At 59.0% G+C, this 19,115-nt stretch carries 14 protein-coding genes; 1 reads left to right on the top strand and 13 read right to left on the bottom strand.

Going from position 1 to position 19,115, the window contains the following annotated elements; genetic code table 11:
• Positions 1-51 precede the first annotated feature (51 nt).
• Positions 52-1,170 carry a redoxin domain-containing protein gene (locus VG146_02750; protein ID HEV2391260.1) on the bottom strand — a complete coding sequence of 373 codons (1,119 nt, stop codon included), beginning with the start codon at positions 1,168-1,170 and terminating at the stop codon, positions 52-54.
• A 194-nt stretch (positions 1,171-1,364) separates the two neighbouring features.
• On the opposite strand from VG146_02750, the gene VG146_02745 reads away from it, so the two are divergent.
• Positions 1,365-2,420, top strand: coding sequence for a family 16 glycoside hydrolase (locus VG146_02745; protein HEV2391259.1), 1,056 nt, complete (start codon positions 1,365-1,367; stop codon positions 2,418-2,420).
• 13 nt (positions 2,421-2,433) lie between these two features.
• Here the strand turns inward: VG146_02745 and VG146_02740 are convergent, their stop codons facing one another.
• The 12 genes from VG146_02740 to VG146_02685 form a co-directional block, all read right to left on the bottom strand.
• Complete coding sequence (locus tag VG146_02740) at positions 2,434-3,363, bottom strand: hypothetical protein (protein ID HEV2391258.1); 930 nt, start codon at positions 3,361-3,363, stop codon at positions 2,434-2,436.
• Positions 3,364-3,429: 66 nt separating this feature from the next.
• A complete protein-coding gene (locus tag VG146_02735) occupies positions 3,430-4,443 on the bottom strand; it encodes a glycosyltransferase family 9 protein (GenBank protein HEV2391257.1) in 1,014 nt (337 codons plus the stop codon).
• A 1-nt stretch (position 4,444) separates the two neighbouring features.
• Positions 4,445-5,167, bottom strand: a complete 723-nt coding sequence (locus VG146_02730; protein HEV2391256.1) for a metallophosphoesterase family protein — start codon at positions 5,165-5,167, stop codon at positions 4,445-4,447.
• 1 nt (position 5,168) lies between these two features.
• A complete protein-coding gene (locus VG146_02725) occupies positions 5,169-5,585 on the bottom strand; it encodes an acylphosphatase (protein ID HEV2391255.1) in 417 nt (138 codons plus the stop codon).
• 59 nt (positions 5,586-5,644) lie between these two features.
• On the bottom strand, positions 5,645-8,530 hold the full coding sequence (locus VG146_02720) for a VWA domain-containing protein (GenBank protein ID HEV2391254.1): 2,886 nt from the start codon (positions 8,528-8,530) through the stop codon (positions 5,645-5,647).
• Positions 8,527-10,935, bottom strand: coding sequence for a 6-bladed beta-propeller (locus VG146_02715; protein HEV2391253.1), 2,409 nt, complete (start codon positions 10,933-10,935; stop codon positions 8,527-8,529). Before VG146_02715 ends, VG146_02720 begins: the two co-directional genes overlap by 4 nt.
• Before the next feature lie 25 nt (positions 10,936-10,960).
• Positions 10,961-11,926 carry an extracellular solute-binding protein gene (locus VG146_02710; GenBank protein HEV2391252.1) on the bottom strand — a complete coding sequence of 322 codons (966 nt, stop codon included), beginning with the start codon at positions 11,924-11,926 and terminating at the stop codon, positions 10,961-10,963.
• Positions 11,923-13,758 (bottom strand): VWA domain-containing protein, encoded by a 1,836-nt coding sequence (locus VG146_02705; GenBank protein ID HEV2391251.1) that lies wholly within the window; start codon positions 13,756-13,758, stop codon positions 11,923-11,925. The genes VG146_02710 and VG146_02705 overlap by 4 nt, the downstream gene beginning before the upstream one ends.
• Before the next feature lie 13 nt (positions 13,759-13,771).
• The gene (locus tag VG146_02700) at positions 13,772-14,701 is read right to left on the bottom strand and encodes a DUF58 domain-containing protein (GenBank protein HEV2391250.1); all 930 of its coding nucleotides are present in this window, start codon (positions 14,699-14,701) and stop codon (positions 13,772-13,774) included.
• A 617-nt stretch (positions 14,702-15,318) separates the two neighbouring features.
• Entirely contained in the window at positions 15,319-16,320 is a 1,002-nt protein-coding gene (locus tag VG146_02695) for a MoxR family ATPase (GenBank protein HEV2391249.1), read from the bottom strand.
• Positions 16,317-18,251, bottom strand: a complete 1,935-nt coding sequence (locus tag VG146_02690; protein ID HEV2391248.1) for a hypothetical protein — start codon at positions 18,249-18,251, stop codon at positions 16,317-16,319. Before VG146_02690 ends, VG146_02695 begins: the two co-directional genes overlap by 4 nt.
• A 110-nt stretch (positions 18,252-18,361) precedes the next feature.
• On the bottom strand, positions 18,362-18,589 hold the full coding sequence (locus VG146_02685) for a hypothetical protein (GenBank protein ID HEV2391247.1): 228 nt from the start codon (positions 18,587-18,589) through the stop codon (positions 18,362-18,364).
• Positions 18,590-19,115: the final 526 nt, after the last annotated feature.

The raw sequence follows: 19,115 nt of genomic DNA, 5'->3' as shown, positions 1-19,115 counted from the left end.
GTCAATGGCTACCCATTTATTGCGTTTTTAACGACAAGTTTTGACCAGGGGTTACCAGGGCTTTCTCTGGTTCATTGACGAAACGATCACCCCCCGCAGCGCGAGCGCATCGATGCTGTCGGTTTGCTGATAAATCACCTTGCCCTCGGGATTGAGCAGGACGGTATAAGGGACTTCGCCCTGCCAGTTCGGATCGAAGGCGTCCATGAGCGGGTCGCGCTGGTCAGAGGAGAGAATGAGGTTTCGGCATGAGGCCTGGTGTTTTTTGAGGAATTCGAGCACGTCCTTCTTCTCGTCGGGCGCATTGATAGAAACGGTGACCAACTCGAAATCGCGATGACGGTACATCCGGTTGATGGTGATGAACTGATCGAATTCGGCAACGCATGGAGCGCACCAGGTGGCCCAGAAGTTCACCAGGCGGAACTTGCCGGAGGTATTTTGCCGCAACTCTTTGAGAGTATTTGGATATGCCAAAGAAAGCGATACGGGTTCGTCCGCTAGTTGCTGAAGATAAGCCTGGACGGAGTCTTCTTTGCCGGCCCATTTGGTCGAGCAACCGATGACTTTGGTTTTCGTCACCGCCGGTTCGCCTCCGGCGAGCAGGGCATCGATGGCATCGCGGACATAATGCCTTTGAACTTTCTGTACTCTTTCGGAGTCGTCGATGGCGCCGGCATAGCGCAATTTTCGTTCCTGGTCGAAGACAAAGGCGTGCGGTGTGGCTGCGGGGCCGTAGGAGCGGGCGACCGCCTCGGCATCGCCATCGTAAAGGTAGGGGAAATTAAAATGGCGGTCTCTGGCGCGGATTTTCATTTCGGGAAAGGAGTCGCTGAGGTCGGTCCAGCCGAGTTCATCGAGACGGATGGCCTTGGGGTCGTTGGGCATAATGGCGACTACCGCAACGCCCTTGGTCTGGTAATCTGTTACGAGTTGTTTTATGCGCTCCTCGTAGTACTGGGCGGTGGGGCAATGGTCGCACGTGCAGATGACGACGAGAACCTTGGCTTGTGCGAAGTCCTTCAAGGCGTGATTTTTGCCATCGACACCAGGGAGGTTGAAATCAGGGGCGGATGCACCGAGCGAGAGTGTATGAGGCTGGAAGTCAGCGGCGAGGACGCGTCCGAGCATCGCCAGGCCCGTAACTAGCCAGAGGCAAATTGATTTCATAACCCCCACTTTACCTCAAAAAATGAAGGCGAACGAGGGAAAATTGGCTGGTCGGTGGTCGGCAGGTCGGCTGACGACTTTGCTTCCACCAGTTGCCCTCCCCTGGCTCTTTTAATTTGAGTCAACTCGTCGCCGCCTTCGCTCGGCGCAAAATTATGGCAATCGTTATCCATTCCCGCTAAGCTCCCGGCTTTATGGGATTGGGATTGAATTGCCTGATGGCCTTGCTGGCGTTGCCGGTGTTGGGCGCAGAACAGACGATTGATTTTGGCTCGTTGAACGAGGGACAAACTCCGCCTGGCTTTCGCAGCGCGGTGACGGGCCAGGGCAAGCCGGGGGATTGGCGGATTGTTATGGATGATGTGCCGCCGCTGATGGCGCGCCTGTCGCCCGGCGGCCGTGGCGCCACCAAACGGGCCGTTCTGGCGCAATTGGCGCGGGACACAACTGATGAGCATTTCCCCTTGCTCATTTTCGAGGACGAAACCTTTGGCGATTTCAAGCTGACCACGAGCTTTAAAATCGTCGATGGCCGCTTCGAGGAGATGGCCGGCATCGCTTTCCGGGTGCAGGACGAGCGGAACTATTACGTGGTGCGGGCCAGTTCGTTGGGAAACAATTTTAGGTTTTACAAGGTGCTCAATGGCAGCCGGGGACCCCTGGTCGGCCCGCAGCTATCGATCCCGCCCGGGGGGTGGCACCAACTCACAATCGAATGCCATGGCAGCGACATCGCCTGTTCACTGGATGGCAAGCAACTCATCTCGGTCAGTGACAAAGCCAATCCGCTCACCAGCGGGAAAATCGCTTTTTGGACCAAATCCGATTCCGTGAGCTATTTTGGCGATACAAAAATCGTTTATACGCCGCTGCAGCCGCCGGCGGTCGCACTGGTCCGCAAGGCGCTAAAGAAATACAACCGGTTGCTTGCGTTGAAGATTTATGTTCCCGGCAAAGAGCCCCGAACGACACGGGTTGTAGCCAGCCAGGATGAGAAGGAGCTGGGCCAGCCAGGGAGCCATACCGAAATGGAAGTCATCGCGCGCGGCGAAACCTACTACGGCAAGGAGAACGGCGTCGTCTCGGTCATCGCGCCGTTACGTGATCGAAATGGAGATGCCATCGCGGCGGTGCGCGTGACGATGAAATCATTTCCAGGACAAACCGAGGCCAATGCTATTGTGCGAGCGACCCCGATTGTGAAGGAACTGCAAAGCAGTATTCAGTCGCTCGATGACCTGACGGATTAGCGGATTAGGGCGGTTAGCGCTTGACGGTATCCGGGCCAAGTGAAGAGGTGGAATTGCCCAATGCCGCTGCGGGCGGCAAACTGTTGGTCGTGCGGGAGGCATCAGCGGTTTTAGGCGCGGGAACATCCCGAGCCGAGACAACCCGCATACCACCCACGACGTTGATGTGGCCGTCCTGGTCCATTCGCAGGCGAGGGCGGGTGTTGGCGTATTCGTACTTCTGGCGGACGAGCAGATCGCCATCCGGATTGAAGACCGTATAGCTGAAGGAGGTGGCGCCGTTTTGATAAATCAAGTGCAGGTTGCTGTCCTGATCGACTTGCGGGTCCGGGTGGCCAAACGAGACGATTGGCCCCACCTGGAAGACCCGAAAGACTTTGCCGTATTGATTAACCACTCTCAAATAGAGGCGCAACTCGCCTTTGAGATAATTGGCCTGCTGCAGGATGTACTTTCGGATTTCGGGAAAGCTGTCGGGGGCTCCGGGTTTTTTGGGCACCCCGACCTCCTGCTCCCACAGCTTGGCGCCATCAATAATATCGAAATACTGAGGCGCGCTGGTAATTTCCCGGCCCCATTGCGGGATGCGGACGGTGGCAATCACGTCGTAATGTCCCGGCTCAGTAATTGAAAAATAAGGGGCTAAATTGACGTGTTTAATCGCCACCTTCGAGGACTCGAGGTCAAACTCGCCTGCCACAGGAACCTCGCCCAGTTTGGCCACGATAGGGCCGTCGCGCATTTCCACAAAGAACACCAGCCAATCTGAGCCGGCGCCCAAGTGAAGGGTTTGCCCGGAAAGATTGGTGATGCGCACGGCTGCCGGCAAGGTCTCGCCTTGCAAAAACTGGAGTTGGTCCTGGGTCACCTGGACGGTGACCTGGGCGCGAGCAGCGAGCAGCGAACCACTCAGGAGGAGCAGGCAAAGGCCGGAAACTTTCATCAGACTACTCTAAACAGACGCCCCGCAGGAGCAAGCAGAAAGGCAGAAAGGCAGAGGCAGAAACAATTACTGAAGCCGCATCTCAACGGCTTTCAGCACCGCTTCAGGGCTCAAAGCGCGGAGACATTCGAATGGTTTGAAATAATGGCAGCGTGATTTCATGCAAGGGACACAGGACAACCGCAATTGCAAGACATGGTCGAGCTGCCCATAAGGCCCTGTTCGGCGCGGTTCTGTCGGTCCAAACAAGGCCACCACTGGCCGCTGTAAAGCGGCGGCCACGTGCATCGGGCCGGTGTCATTGGTCACGATGAGTTCGCCACGCCGTATCCACTCGACCATTTCGCCCAGCGAAAGGCGGCCGGTCAAATCCAGGCAGCGTTGCGGGCTGGCGCTCGAGAGCAGTTCGCCCAAAGGCATGTCCTCGGGCCCACCCAAAACGGCGAATCGAAATTCAGACGGCAACTCAGCCAGGCGCCGCAATAGCCGGGCAAACGATTCGGCAGGCCAGCGTTTATTAAGCCAGCGGGCGCCCGGCTGAATGAGTATCCAGCGGGCAGCATCGATTGGCCATTTCTGGCGGATAGCAGCGGCGTGTTCGGGCCGAGGCGGCAGCCATTCGAAGGCCGGGGCCCTTGGGACTCCCAGCAGCGGAAGCACCCTCAAGTACCAATCGACGGCGTGCGTATGAAAGGAAGGGCGGGTGGCGACGGCATCATAGAACCCACGCGCGCCCTCGCGGGGTTCATCCAGACCGACGGTGAGAGCGCCGTTGGCGAGCCAGGCGAAGACCCCGCTGCGTAAGAGGCATTGCAGGTCAATGACCCAGTCAAAGCCCTGGCGGCGCGTCCATTGGACGCTGGTCCAGAGGTCGCGCCAATTGCCCGGCGCAGCCCACCGTCGGCGATCAAACCGGACCACCCCGGCCAGATCGGGGTCTCCTTCGAGCAACGGGGCCAGGCGAGTTTCGATCCACCAGAAGATTTGGCTGGCGGGCAAGTGGCGTTTAATATGGCGCAGCACTGGGATAGCCTGCACCACGTCACCCAGCGAACTGGGTTTGAGAATGAGGATTTTCACCTCACTTGCCGAAGGCCAAACGTTCCGCTAAGCGAGGAGGCAACCCGGCATCAATGATCTTTTTCTGGGCCGCGGCAATATCGTACTCGAGGCGGCGCAACTCGATGGTGCCTTCATCGACATCATAGACAACATAAGCGGCCTTGGGATTATTATCGCGAGGCTGGCCAATGGCGCCGACATTGATGAAGTACTTCTTGCCGGCTTCGATCTTGAATTTGGAATAGGTCCCGCCGCGGACCATGCTGTCGCGGATGAAAGCCACCGGGACATGCGTGTGGCCGAAGAAGCAGACGCCGGTATTCTGGTAAGTGAAACTGGCGGCGGCGGCGAGTTTATCGAAGACATAGCCCCAGCGCTGAGGTCCATCCAGCGTGGCATGGACGATAGTAAAGGTAGTGACCATCCGCACGTACTTCAGGTCACGCAGCCACGATTTGTCCTCCGGCGACAATTGTTTGCGGGTCCAGTTGACGGCCTCGGCGGCAGCCGGGTTAAATCCGTCCAACGGCCCGTCTGCCGAGCAGTACTCATCATGATTGCCTTTGACGCACGGGATGTTCATCCGGCGCACAATGTCGAGGCATTCCTTTGGGTTGGCATTGTAGCCGACGATGTCCCCGAGGCAGGCATAATGCGTGCATCTCTGCTGTTTAATATCCTCGAGCACAACCTGGAAAGCCTCGAGGTTGGCGTGGATATCCGCTATGATGGCAAACTTCATGTCACCTTACGATTTCAAACCCGCGAAATTCTGATCTGGCTTCGTCCCAACTGACCTGCTCGTCTCGAATAAAATGATCGAGGCCCGAGTCGCGTATGGCCTGACGAAAGGCCTCCAGTTCTCCCCGGCTGCCCTCAGCGACCAAGTGGACCCGACCATCCGCCAGATTACGCACCGTGCCGCTCACTTCGTATCCGGCGGCGACTGCTTTGACTGTGTAGCGGAATCCAACGCCCTGCACACTGCCCGAGTAAAAAATCTGCATCTGCTGGCGGTTCACTGTTAATTGTCCCGCGCCAATCTGCCATAAGCGCCCGCTCCCGGGGAGAAAAAACAGCCCTAAACCCCGTTGGACCGGTGGATAAAGCCATACCAGAGGCGGCGGCGCAACGTATTTTTGCGTGGTTTTTGAGCGCATTGGGGAAATACCCGACTCCCATCGGCATCCTGGCCCCAGTCGAATGGAGATGTCGGCAATTACCCTTTTCGCCGTTGGGCGCGGCGCTTGGCTTCCAGCAAACGGCTGGTAGTGCTGGGGGCCGGTTGCTCGGGCGGGGCTGGCGCTGCGCTTGGGGGGGCTTCTGGGGAGCCGGGCTGGGCTGGGCCGGCAATCGGTTTGTCGTGCAGCGGCTCAGCCGGGGTGTGCTCCGGACGGAACAGGTCCGGGCTGGGTTCCTGGGGTTGGGCACTCCGGGTCGAGCGTACCTGGTCGCGGCGTGCCAGGAGGGCGGCAAGAGATTCTTCGGCTTGAGCCGGCCGCGCCGCACCGCGCCAGAAAAAGACCCGGCTCCGTATGATTTGCCAGGCGCGTTGCCACTGGTCTGGCTCGATCTGAATGCGGCGCACCCCGACATCTATCGTAAACAAGAGGAGGGCAAACTGCAGAAGCGTTTCCCACAAGTCGCGCGGCTGGAAGGTCTTCTTGCGGTCATGATCGAAGGGGTCGAGACCTGGAATTGCCGGGTCCAGTATCTTCCCACCGCCGCTCACGGCAATGCGCCGCAAGAGATTGAAATTTGGGCCAATGGCCAGGAACTCGGGCGAATAGTTAACGCTCGCCCCGACGAATTGAGAGGCTCGGACCTTATTGTCTTTGATGTCCATTACATTCAGCGAGTAAGCGCCGACGTCCTTGGTTTGAAAATGGGCTTCGTAATGCCCGGGGCCGGTCTGTTCGAGGCGCACCATCTGGCGTTGGCCTTTTGGGCTGACGACGGCGGTTTGCAAATTGAGAAAGTTGCGGTAGTTGCCTTGGTCGTCGAGCGCCTCGACATTGATTAGGCCTTCTCCTTTCTCAACGGTGACGTCGGTGGTGAAATCGGCGCTGTCGAGCCGGCGCAGGCTCCATTGTCCAATCTGCGACCAGAACTGGCGGTACTTGTCCCAATTCAGCCAGAGCTTTGCCCAGCGCGATTTGGCATCGGAGGTGAAAGCCACAGCCCGGCCCAGGCCGTATTGCCAGTGTGCCAGGAGGGGGTCGCCTTTATCGGTCCAGAGGGGTGTTTCAGCGCGGGCTTTAGGGGTCGTGGCGACATAGCCCAGCAACGGGGGATAATCCGCTGCGCTAATCCCGCGCACGACCTCGCTCATCGAGCGGACCTGCGGTTTGAACGGCTCCTCGTAAATGGCGGACTTCAAGATGACAGCGGTCTCCTTGATGAAAATCTGGGGCAGGTCGTTTGGTGAAGTGACGTTGTAAAAGCGGCCTCTGCCCTGGTCAGCCATCCAGATCATTGTATCGGGCCCCGCGTGGCCGGAGATAAGCACGGTGCTGACGGTTATCCGGTCCCCTACAATGGCCTGCATGAGGGCCTGGCTTGGCGGGCCGGGGTCGCCATCGCTAAAGACAATGATGTGTTTAAGGTTCGCCGTGGATTTCTTGAGCGCCTCGTGGGCCATGCTCATAATCTGTTGGAAACTGCCCAGGTCCCCCTGGTTCATGCCGGCTATCTGGCGGGCGAGGGCTGTTTTGGCGCCGACCTTTTGCAGCGGAAAGACCCAATGCTCATCGCCATCCCACAACAGCACTCCCATTTCATCCGTCGGTCCCAGCGCTGCCAGAACCCCTTGGGCGCAATCGCGAGCGACCTGGTTGCCGTCATTGAATTCCATGCCGTGCATAATGAGCACCACGGCGCCACTGGGCAGGACCTTCTTGCTGTCGAGTTCCATGTTCACCGGCAGTGTGGATTCCAGCGGTGTGCCGCGATAACCGCCGGCAGCATAGGTTTGGTCGCCGCCCACACACACCAGTCCAACCCCAAAATCGCGCACGGCGCTTTCGAGCAGCTTGAGGCGGTCATTGCCCAAATCGCCGGCGGCGAGGTTGCTGATGAAGATGGCATCATAGCTCTGCATCTCGGCCAACGTTCCCGGAAAACCTTTAAGCCCGACCAGGCTGAGCTCGATGCGCGAATTCTGCAGGGCGGCGGCCAGTTGCCGGTCCTGGTCTGGCTCCGCCGAGACAATCAGAACGCGCGGCTGGCCATAGACTGTCGTAAAGGACGAGGCCCGGTTGTTTTGAGGCAACGGGTCGCCCGGGGCATCGACGCGGACATCGTAACTGTAAAAGCCGGGGTCCGACAGAGTTTGCGGAAATGTGAAAAGGTTCTTGCCCGCCGACAGTTCGACCTTCTGCTCGCCCAGATATTGTTCGTTGCGATACAGGCGAACGGTGGCGGTTTGGGCCGCTTCCGCTTGCACGAAAATCTTTACATCGAACACTTGCCCTTTTTTGAGGCGAGCGGGCATTTGGACCTTTTGGACTGAAACATCATTGGCGCGTGTGACGCCCATCGGCAGGACATCGATGGTAACCCCGAGCGGTTTGGCGGCGAGGACCGCGCTCATGGCGTCGCCCACATTCTCGTTGCCGTCACTCAGCAGAACCAGGCGCTTCTGGCCGGTTTCAGGGAAGGCGGCAGTGCCAAGCCGGATGGCGGCGGCCAAATCTGTGCGTTCAGCCCCCACAACGGCCTGGACTTTCTGGAGATCGACTGCCGAGTTTGGGGTTGATTCAATGCTGGCCTCGGCGCCGAACACAATCACGCCGGACTTATCCACCTTCTTCATCAGCTTGGCCGTCTTATTGACGTACTCTCTGGCGGCCTCTTGTTGGGGCGAGGGAATGCTCTCCGAACGGTCCAAGAGGAAGAAGACGTTCATGCCCTCGACGGGCAAGAGCCATTGGAGCCCGGCGATAGCGAAGACGATGGCCAGCAGAACGAGCACCCGGATTACCAAAGCGGTCCAGCGCCTCCAGGAACTGACCTGCACGTCGCTCTTGATGCCAAACCAAAGCACCCAGCCCAACGCCGGAATCAGCAGCAGCAGATGATAGGGATGGGTGAATTGGAAATTCATTTCCGGATAAACTTCTGCACCCGGTGATTTTGAGAATCGGCCACGTACAGGTTCCCAGCCGAATCCAGGGCAAGGCTCCAGGGATTGCTAAACTGGCCCGGAAGGACGCCGGGGCCGCCGATGATCTCGATGGGCTGGTCATTAGCATCGAACACCTGCAAGCGGCTGTTGCCGAACTCGCAGACAAACTGGCGCCCGTCCGAATCGACGCAGATATCGTAGGGATAGCTGAATTCGCCCTTGCCGCGCCCGGCCCGCCCAAAAGCGCGGATGAACTTGCCGTCTGTTGAAAAGATTTGGATGCGATGGTTGCACGAGTCCGCCACATACAGCCGGTCTCGGGCGATGCATATCCCTTCGGCACGATTGAATTCGCCGGGGCCTGTGCCGGGTTTTCCGTAACTGGCAACGAAAGCAGGGGCTTTCCCGCGCTCAATGTCGCCCGCCCCAAACACGAACTTCTGGATACGTTCGGCCATGCCATATTCGCTGATGAATATCTCCCGGCGCGAATTCATGGCCACGGAACGCGGCATCGAAAATTGGCCTGAATTGGTCCCTTTCCGGCCCCATTGCAGCAGGAGTTTGCCGTCGGTCGAGAAATGATTCACGCGCTGGTAATGCGGCTCGACGACGATGATGTTGCCATCGCAATCACGGCCCATCCCCTTGGGCTTGCCCAAGTCGGTTTGGGGCATCTGCCAGGAGAGAAGAAACTTCCCTTGCGGCGAGAACTTTTGGACGCGGCCCGTCATATCGACGACATAGAGGTTGTCCTGAGCGTCCACCGCCACCGAGCGGGGTTTGTTCAACTGACCGACACCGGTGCCGCGCGAGCCGATAATCTCCACACGGCTGAAGATGGCGCTGTTCAAAGGGGCCTCATTGGCACCGGATTGTGGCGTGCAGGAAAGGCAGGAGGCCAAAACGGCACATAGCGCAAACATTAATAAGAGGCCCATCGCTGTGGCCGGGGGCGGGGGCGCTCCGCCTTTGAGCGAATGTATCCAGAGGCGCCAGCCTTGATAAAGAACCAATGGGACGAGTGCCAGGACCAGCAGCGTGAGGCATAAGGCATTCACCTGGGCATTGTAGCCGTAGTGGAGCAGATTGAATATGCGCAAGGCCAAGGTCTCGCCGCCCGGGGGCACGACCAGGATGATTGATTCCACATCCCACAGGCACAAGAGAAACACAATATACCAGCCGGCGACGATTTGGGGGGCAATCTCAGGCCAATGAACATGGCGCAACATTTGCCAGCGCGTGGTGCCATTCAAACGCGCTACATCAATCAGGTCCGAATCGACGCTCTGGAGGGCGTGGCGCGCCCCGTTCCAGCCCAGCGCCGAGTAGCGAATCGCAAAGGCCACGAGCACGATGCCGGCGCTCTGATAAAAAACCGACGACCAGGGCCGGTTAAATACCCAGATCAAACCGATGCCAAGAATCACCCCGGGTGTGAGGAAGGGAAACCAAAGGACGTTGGAAACAAGCGCCCGCGAGCGCTCGAATGAATGCTGCAAAAACGAGTTGAACACCACCCCCAGAATGCTTACAGCGGTGGCCGACACAGCCGCGAACCAAAACGAGTTCCAGACGGCGCTTTGGCCGGCGGCCAGCGCCCCGGGCAGCTCGGTCCAGGTGCGGCTGACGGAGAGGATTTGAACCAGGGGCAGGCAAGAGGCCACCAGGACCAGAAGGACGCTGCAGGCGCCGCAAGCCCAAAACCACAACGGTCCGAGTTGGCGCCGGAAAAGGGGCGCCGGCACAGGCATCGACCAGTGCGGCCAGGGGATTTGGCGCCGGGAAAGCCACAGTAACAGCAGGAAGGGCCCCGCTATGAGCGGCCAGGCCATCCGCAACGCACCCCAGGAATCGAAGGTGGTATTGAATAAAATCCAGCTCTCTGCGGGGAAGACTTTGACCTGCAAGATAGCGGGGACGGAGAAATTATTGAGTGCCAGGACAAAGGTCAGCACCGCCGCCTGAACCAGAGCGCCCCGGGCAAGCGGGAAGAGCAAAGCGCGAATGAGCGGCCAGCCGCTCACCAGCATGTCGCTTTCGAGCTGGGCCGGTTCGAGCCGCTGCCAGGAGCTGGAGACCGCGAACAATGTTATAGGCCAGAGCAGCAGTCCCAAAATCCATACCGCGCCGCCCAGCGAGAAGATGTCGAAGGGCAGGAACCGGCGCCAGACACCGGTGTGTCCCAGGAGATGGAGCCAGCAGTTGGTCACCACGAAGGGCGGCAGAGCCAGGGCGATAATCGCTGCGGCTGCGAACCCGGTCCGCCATCGCCCGCTCAAACTCGCCAGCCATAGGGCCGAGATGAATCCCATCGTAACGGCCAGGACAGTCGAGAGCGTGGCGACCAGCAGACTGTTTGTGAGCAGGTAAAAATTCAATCGCGATTACGCAGGAAGATTATTGTCATCTCAAAAAAATCCGGTTCAATTCGGTGGTAACGTCGTCCAGGTCACGCAGCAAGGGCGCCCAGTCGGGCTTGAGGGTTGGGGTGGAGACCTCGCTTGGGTCGGCGCCTTCAAGGGCCTTGTCAGTGACCAATTGCCTGACGATTTCCTTGCTTTGCAGGAAGTCGAACAACTCTTGGGCGGCTTGGATGTGAGGGGCGCCGCGGGTGATAGCGACCGTGTTGGGGATGAGCAAGGTCTCCGAGTTGATGGGAAGGCCCATGATCGGCAAACCTTCGCGTTGTCCGCTGGCAATGTCATCCGAATCTGTCAGGCCCAGCCACGCTTCGCCTTGGCCGACGAATTTGACGACAACGGAATTGCCGTCCACCAGGAAGGGATGATTGGCTGCCAGGGCGCGGCACCAGGAAAGCCACAGGGCCAGACCCCAAAGCTGGCGGAGGGCCTGGAGATGAGTGGCGGTGGTGCCAAACTGGGGATAAGCCAGAGCCACTTTTCCTTTCCAGAGGGCGTTAGTCAGATCAAGCAGTGACCGCGGCGCAGAGGCCGGTGAGAGCCAGTTTGTATTGATGACCAAGCGCCGGCTGCGGTATCCGAAGGCGGCCCAGCCGTTGGTTTCTCGGAAAACGGCCCGAGCGGCAAGCTGCCGGGTGCGCATCTCTTCGTTACCCCAAAAGACATCACATTGCGGATGCGCCCGTTCGGCCAAAAGTCGATTGGCAACGCCGACCGTCTTGACGGCTTCATTGTCATAAACCGGGCGGACCACGATGCCGGTGCGCTTCTGGAATTGGCGGAAAATCGGTTCGGCATAGACCTGGTCCTGGGCGCAGTAAGCAACGACCTCCTTGCCAGGCGGCTTACTGGCGTTGTGAGCAAGCCAAACCGCCCCCAGAAAAATAAGGATGAGGACTGGCGCCCAGAGAATCGCGGGCCAGCGACTTTGGCGGGGTTCGCCTTTCAAACGGTCCTCCGGTGATAGTACCACCACTCGATGAGCAGGACCGCCAGGCCCAGCAATGCCATGGTGCGCCACAGCTCCATATTGGCCCGCTGCATGGTGGTGGCTGCAACCGTGGTGTATTGGCCCATGCGCAATTGGTCGCGTGGTGTGATGTTGCTCTCTGCGCTGTCCAACAAGTTTACGCAAAAGACCGTTTCGTTTGTGCCCAAGCGCACCCGGTACTCGCCCTGGCGATAGGTTTCCCCAAAAACAAACTCCGCGGAGCTGGGATCGAGATTAAACGTTTTGATTGCGCCGCCCGGCAATGTGACCTGCGCGGTTTTTTCCGGATGGGCCAGGGGCAGATGGAAAGCGTCACCGGCTTTAACCAGGAGCTGGCTGCCCCTGGCGTTGGCAGGGTTGAGCCACTCGACGGTATTGGCGATGAAGATGGGGAAGGAAATGCGCAACGGCCAGTTGCTTTGAAGGGTATCGAACCCGATCCAGATGATGCGCTGGCGGCCCAATTCCCCCGCCAGAATCAAAGAGTCTCGGGGCGAATCCACCAGGGAAATGGCCCACGCCGGCACTTTGGCCTCGAACCCTTCGGCCACCTGGACATTGTCCATCCCGGCATAACGCAGCAGTGGATGGGTGCTTTTCCAATCGACAATGGGAGGTCCTTCAACGGGGGTGACCGCCGGGACCCAATTGGTGTTGACGACGTGAATCGCCAGCACGTTGCCGGCGGGCCAAACCGAGGGAGTTACATCGTCCAGCACCACAAAATCAAAACCACTTGCCGGGTCCAGCAATTGGCTGGCGGTGCTCAGCTCGACATTGGGCACGGCGCGCAGGGCCTTCTCGAGCAAGCGGTTTCCGCGGGTTACCAACAGCACCTTCACCGGACGGGGCAGGAGGCTGACAATGCTGGCCTGGTTATCGGCCGCTAAATCATCTTTAAGGCCCAATCGCAGGTTGAAAACACCGTCGCGCGTTTGAGTTGCCAGGAAGACTTGAGGGGTGGTTGCCCCAGCAGGAAGGGTCAGCGGGCGCGTTTCCAGCAAATGCCCCTCGAAGAGCAGTTCGAGATCGGTCTGGAGGCTATTGGATGAAGAATTAGCGATGCTGACGTAAACCGCGCGCTGGCGGGCGTTCTCGGGGTTGGCGCGGACATCCAGGGCCGTGATGCCGGCGTTATTCGAGCTGTGCCCGACCTTGTGATAGACCAGCGGGAGGGCTTTGTTTTCAAATTCGCTCAGGTCGGGCACCGCGCCGTCGCTGAAGAGGTGAATTTGGGCGCCGCGCTGGTCGCGCACGAGAGACTCGGCCATACGCAGGGCGGGCACCAGGCGGGTGGGCCCGTCAGAACAGACACAGGCCTGAAGGGCGCGGCGCAAAGCGGCTTTCTCGCCCGTGGCCGACTGTTTGACCTCGGTGTTGGCGCCGGCCTGGACGACGACCATTTGTTCGTTGTTGGCCAGGGTATCGACCCATTTGAGGGCCTCGGCGCGGGCCTTTTCGAAACGCGAAGGGGACTCGTCTGTGGCTTGCATGGAGGCGGAAGCATCCAGGATGAGAACGCGCAATTGGGCCGGTTTCATTTTGGCGGCGAAATAGGGCCGGGACAAAGCGAGGACGGCCAGGAGCAGCAAGAGGATTTGAAGGATGAGCAGCCAGTTCTTGCGAAGTTTCTGGAACGGGGCGCTGGCCTGGGTTTCAGCCAGGAACTTTTGCCAAAGAATGGTGCTGGAGACCAGCTTGACCACTCGCTTGCGCTTGAGCAAATAGAACACAATCACCACGGGAATCGTGGCGGCAAACGCGAAAGCGGCTGGGGCGAGAAAGTGCATTTAAGCGCGGTGTTTAGGCCCAAACCTCCGCCTGGCGAAGCTGTTTGAGCAGGAGGGCTTCGAGCGATGTGTTCGAAGGGGCGGTAAAAAAGGTGATGCCGCGCCCCCGGCAAAACTCACGCAAGCGCTGGATATAATTCTGAACGGCTTGCCGGTAGGCCTTCAGACGATAGCGGCCAAAAGTGACCTCCTGCATGGCGCCGGTTTCGGAATCCACCAGGCGCAGGTCGCCGAAAGTGGCCGGAGCGAGCTCTTCGGGGGCCAGGATTTGGACGAGATCGACTTGGAAACCGCGGCCAACAAGGGCCGTTAATCCGGGTTCATAGCCGGCCGGGTCGAGGCAGTCGCTCAAGACAACCGCGAGGCCAGTGTGCCGAGCCTCGAGGGCGCCGCGCCTCAGGGTCTGGTTAAAATCTGCGGGTCCGCCTGCGGTCAATGCGCCGAGGTTTTGAAAGAACTGCAGGGCGGACTTTTTGCCGCGCATGGCGCGCAAGGCGCCCCGGGCTGCGCGCTCGGCAAGGCTCGCAGCGAGGTTGTTCGAAACCTGCTCGCCCAGAGAGGGGAAGGGAATGACGCTGACCCGGTCAAACCCGCAGAGGGCAACGTAGCCAATCGCGGCAGCAACCTGCCGGGCAAAATCGAACTTGCGCGGCTCGCCGAAGGTCATCGATTCGCTCGCATCGAGAAAGATGCGGACGGGCAACTCGCGCTCTTCTTCATAGAGCTTGAGGAATAAGCGTTCAAGCCGGCCATAGAGGTTCCAATCCAGGTAGCGGAAATCGTCTCCCGGAACATAGGTGCGATAATCGGCAAACTCGACGGATTGGCCTCGATCGCGGCTGCGACGCTCGCCTTTGGCGGAGCTTTTGGCGCGGCGCGCGGCCAGGAGTTGGAATTGCTCGAGGTGCCGCACGAGTTCGGGCGTCAGGAAGGTATTGGGCATTAGATCAGCGATTGGCGATTGGCGATTGGGGCGCGCGGTTTGGAAAACGCAGAGTGCAGCCGCTCCGGGCCAACGGCGCAGAACAAGCAACAAGGTGGAATCCCGGAGTCGGCTGCCACGACGGGTTATGCCACGGAGTCATGCTCGGCTCCTCCAAAACGCCCAAAACGGATTCCGCCGCGGAGTATCAGGAACATCAGTTGGCTCCGTGTGGATGTAAATCTGACTAGACTGGTCCGGCCATACTGAAACATGGATGCTGTAGAGCATACTGGAGTCAGTTCCCAGCGGGTAATGCCAAATCTCAAAACCCTCCTCCGGCACCTTGTGGGGTGCCTCCCCAAACTTGCGAACCAAGTCAGCAATACTGCTGCACTCCTCCATTTGCCGAAGCCGCTGCTCCCATTGCTGGAGATTGGAAGGCATTTGTGGCTTAACAACAGGGTACGCGAAGGTCTGCCGGCGCGCACGACGCGAATTTCGTGGCACGACCCTTAGAGCGTGTTTGGGAAATCACTCGCATCGTTTTCGTGGTCGAAACCTGTAAAAAACCGAGGACGAGGAGGAGGACGAGAACGAGGAGGAAAGGCAGCCTCGGGCAATTGTCGAACATGTCCTCACACACTGACCGCCGCGATATCCCTCGGCACATCTTTCAAGACCTGGGCGATAATGTGGTCGGTTGTTATCCCCTCGGCCTCCGCCTCGAAATTGAGGATTAGGCGGTGTCGCAAGGCACAAAGGGCTGCCGCTTCGATATCGTCGAAGCTGACGTTGAAGCGCCCCTGGATGAGGGCGCGGACCTTGCCGGCCAGGACGAGGGTCTGGCCGCCGCGCGGGCTGGAGCCAAAGCGGAGGTACTGGGTGGCAACGGGTGCAGCGGTGTCCGTCTTGGGATGGGTCGCCAGAACAAGGCGGACGGCAAAATCGCGAACGTGCGAGGCAAGCGGGACCTGGCGGACCAAATTCATGAGAGCCGCTAGCGAATCGCGGTCCAGGACGCGTCCGACCTGGGTGCGTATGCCGCCGGTGGTCCGATTGAGGACCTCGGTCAAATCGTCCGCCGAGGGATAGCCGACGAGGATTTTGAAAAAGAAGCGGTCAAGCTGAGCCTCGGGAAGGGGATAGGTCCCCTCCTGGTCGATGGGGTTCTGAGTTGCCATGACAAAGAACGGCTCGTCGAGCGGGCGCAGTTCACCACCGGCGGTGACCTGGTGCTCCTGCATGGCTTCGAGGAGAGCCGATTGGGTCTTTGGCGTGGCGCGATTGATTTCATCGGCCAGGATGAGGTGGGCGAAGATTGGGCCGCGCTGGAACTGAAACTCGCGGCGGCCCCCCTGGGTCTCCATAACGATGTTGGTGCCGAGGATATCGGCGGGCATCAGGTCGGGGGTAAATTGGACGCGGTTGAAGGAGAGGTCGAGCACCTCGCTCAGAGTGCGGACGAGGAGGGTCTTGCCCAAACCAGGAACGCCCTCAAGCAGCACATGCCCGCCTGCAAACAGGGCAGTGAGCGTCCCCTCGACAATCTGCTCCTGGCCGACAATGACCTTGCCGATTTCGGCGCGGAGGGCCGCGTAGGTATCGGTGAATGCCTGGATTTGTTCTTCAGTGGTCATTTCTTCAGGTCATCAAAGTACTCCTTCACGGCGCCCTGATAGGCGCGGGGGACCTTTTCCTCGCTCAAGGCGCTTTGGGCATCAGACTGCGCGGCGGTGGCCTCCTCTTCGTAGGCCACTTTGCTTTGGCCTTTGATGCTGACGCCTTTGAGGGTGATGCTGGGCATCTGGCCGCCGGGAGAGAACTGGCCGCGCACTTTGGTGGGCTTTAGGGCATCCTTTGTATCATCCTGTGGACGGTCCGACTGGCCGCGCGGGTCCTCGTCTGGCCGCATGACGCCCGAGTTGTCCCACCCGGCTGTGGACTGCCCATTCCAGGAGGTATTATCATCGGCCCAGGTGCCGACGCCTGAGCCGGGCTTGCCGCCTTTGCCGGGGCGTGGCGGACCAAGGCGCCAGCACTGGCCGGTGCCGATACAGGCGGAGGCCTGGTTGAGGGCATCGATGCTGGCCTCCATTTGCTGGGCATCGCCCATCTGTTGCATGAGTTTGTCCAGCTCCTTGGATGCCTCAGCCAAAGACTGAGCGGCGCCGGGTCGATTGCCACTCTGCATCTTTTGAGCAGCGGCTTTCAAATGCTCGGCGACCGTGCCGTAATTGGACGCCGGATTGACGGCTTTCGAGACCTCGTTGAGCATCTTCTGAAGCTGCTCGGGAGAGAGATTGGCGGACTGCAATTGGCTGATCATTTTTTGCAGCGTCTGTTGCGCGGCCTCCGGCTGCCCATTTTTAAGCTGTTCGGCGAGGTCTTTTCCGAGCTTCTCGACCTGCTGCTGAAGCTGCTGCAGGCTCTTGGACATCTCGCGCAACTTATCAAGGTCAGTGGTCGCCGCTTTGAGGTCCTTTAGAAACAAATCGGTTTGATTGCTGGCCAGGGCATTAATCGCATCGTCAATTTGCGGCAGTTGCAGACCCAAATCCTGGGCTTGCCGGGAAAGGGCCGAGAGGGATTCAGACAGCTTCTGCCGTTCCGCCTCGCTGCCGGGGGAGTTTTTATCAGCCATGCCTTTAGCCGCCTCTTCGAGTTGTTCGAGCTTCTTCTTAAGCTGATCGATGGCCTCGGGATTGCCCGTCGGCGACCCCAACTGTTTTTGGAGCGCTTCAATTTGTTTCTGCAAACCCGCCCCCGAGGCGGAGTCGTTTCCGGAAGAATTGCGAGCGGCTTGTTCCATCCGTTTGAGGCTGGGATCGCGGGCCAGTTCCTTGAGTTGGTCTTTCAATTTATCAGCCACATTGGCCAGGTCCTTAAGGGCGTCGCTGCGGGTCAATGATTTTTTCTGAAGGGTATCGCCCAAACCGACGAGCGCTTCGAGCGACTTTTGCGTGGGCTCGAGCGCCGGGGGCCGCTTTTCAAGGCTGTGCCGGGTCAACTCGGCAAGCTGGCGGCCCGTCTCCTTGATGGTGGCGGCATCGGACTGTTTTTGCAGGAACGTCTTGCTGCGATATTCCGGAACGAACCCCAAGCCGGCACCCAGGGCCAAAACGACCAGCGCCCAGCGGGTCACCCGCGGCAAGCGCAACGGCAACAGGCGGCGTGGGTCGAGATTTTTAGCATGTCGTGCAGCATCCGCCACAACCAGTTGGCCCCAGTTTTCGGCAGATTGCGTGTTGTTTTCAACCGCAACTTCCCAGGCGGTGCTGAGCCGTTCCTGGAGTTTTTGGCGGCCATCGATCCAGCGAGCAACCTGGGCAAGAGATGGTTTGCGCCAGCCGCCCGAGAGGAAACCCACGAGCATTGCTGGAAAAGGAATCACAGCCGCAGCCCGCAACGTCCATAATGGAAGGGGAAAGAGATGGAAGGCGGCAATGAGGAGCAGCGAGGCGAGAGACCCGATAAGCAGGCCGTAAGACAACCCGCGCACAGCTCGAGCCCAGCGATGGCGCCGCGCAGCTCGTTCAAGGGCTGCTTGAATAACCTTAAGCTCGCTCATAACCCGCTACCAAAGCTGCCCCACCCCGGCGGATTTGACTAGCTAAATTGCACCGGAACGTAGCCGGGGCAATAGGGACTTGACCCATTTCCCTGGTGGCGCGTGGGGTGCTAAATGGCCCAGCGGACATAATGCTGGAGGGTTTTGGAGACATCGGGGAGCAGGGGGAGAAGGGAGAATTGTTTGTATTCGACGCCGAGGGTGCGGTTGGTTTCTTTATCGAAACGAGCGGAGACAGCTTTGAGGGCGTTGGTGAGAAGGGGGTCCTGGGATGTGTCGGAGTCGAGGATGGAGAGGCGGGCTTTGACTGTGATGAGTTGGGTGAGCATGGAGGGCATGGGGTCCGAAATGCCGTTTGAAATTAGGAAGCCACGAACAGATGAAGACGACCAAACACGAATGAGAGTTTGAGGAATTTCACAGGGATCGAGTGCGCCGACGTTCGCGCTGGTTGGTGCCGGACCAAACATGTCCGAACGCGCACAAAACTGCGAACCCGGCACCCAGTCCATCGTGTTCGTTATGTCTCATCCCCATTTCATATCGTCAATATTCTCAAAGTGCCCACCGCAGGAGCACTGTGGAGAATCGTCCGCGTATTTAACCGTGCCACACTTGGGACACACAACTGTCGGCTTCTTTCGCTGATTAAAGATGTAAGATAGCAACCCAAACACTGCGCCCAAGGCAATCGTTCCCGGCAAGCGAGGGAGAATCTCGCGGGCAGGCACGAAGACTCGGCCTTGGTTTGCTGGGTCCATCCCTCCGAAAATGATAGAAGTCCCCAAAGTGAAAAGGCCGGCGACGAGTATGCTCCCCTTAATACGGTTGCGCTTTCGTTCGCGTCGTATCTCAATAAGTTCT

Source organism: Verrucomicrobiia bacterium (genome assembly GCA_035946615.1).
Taxonomy (GTDB): Bacteria; Verrucomicrobiota; Verrucomicrobiia; order Limisphaerales; family UBA8199; genus DASYZB01.
This window is presented reverse-complemented; position numbering and strand designations above follow the sequence as displayed.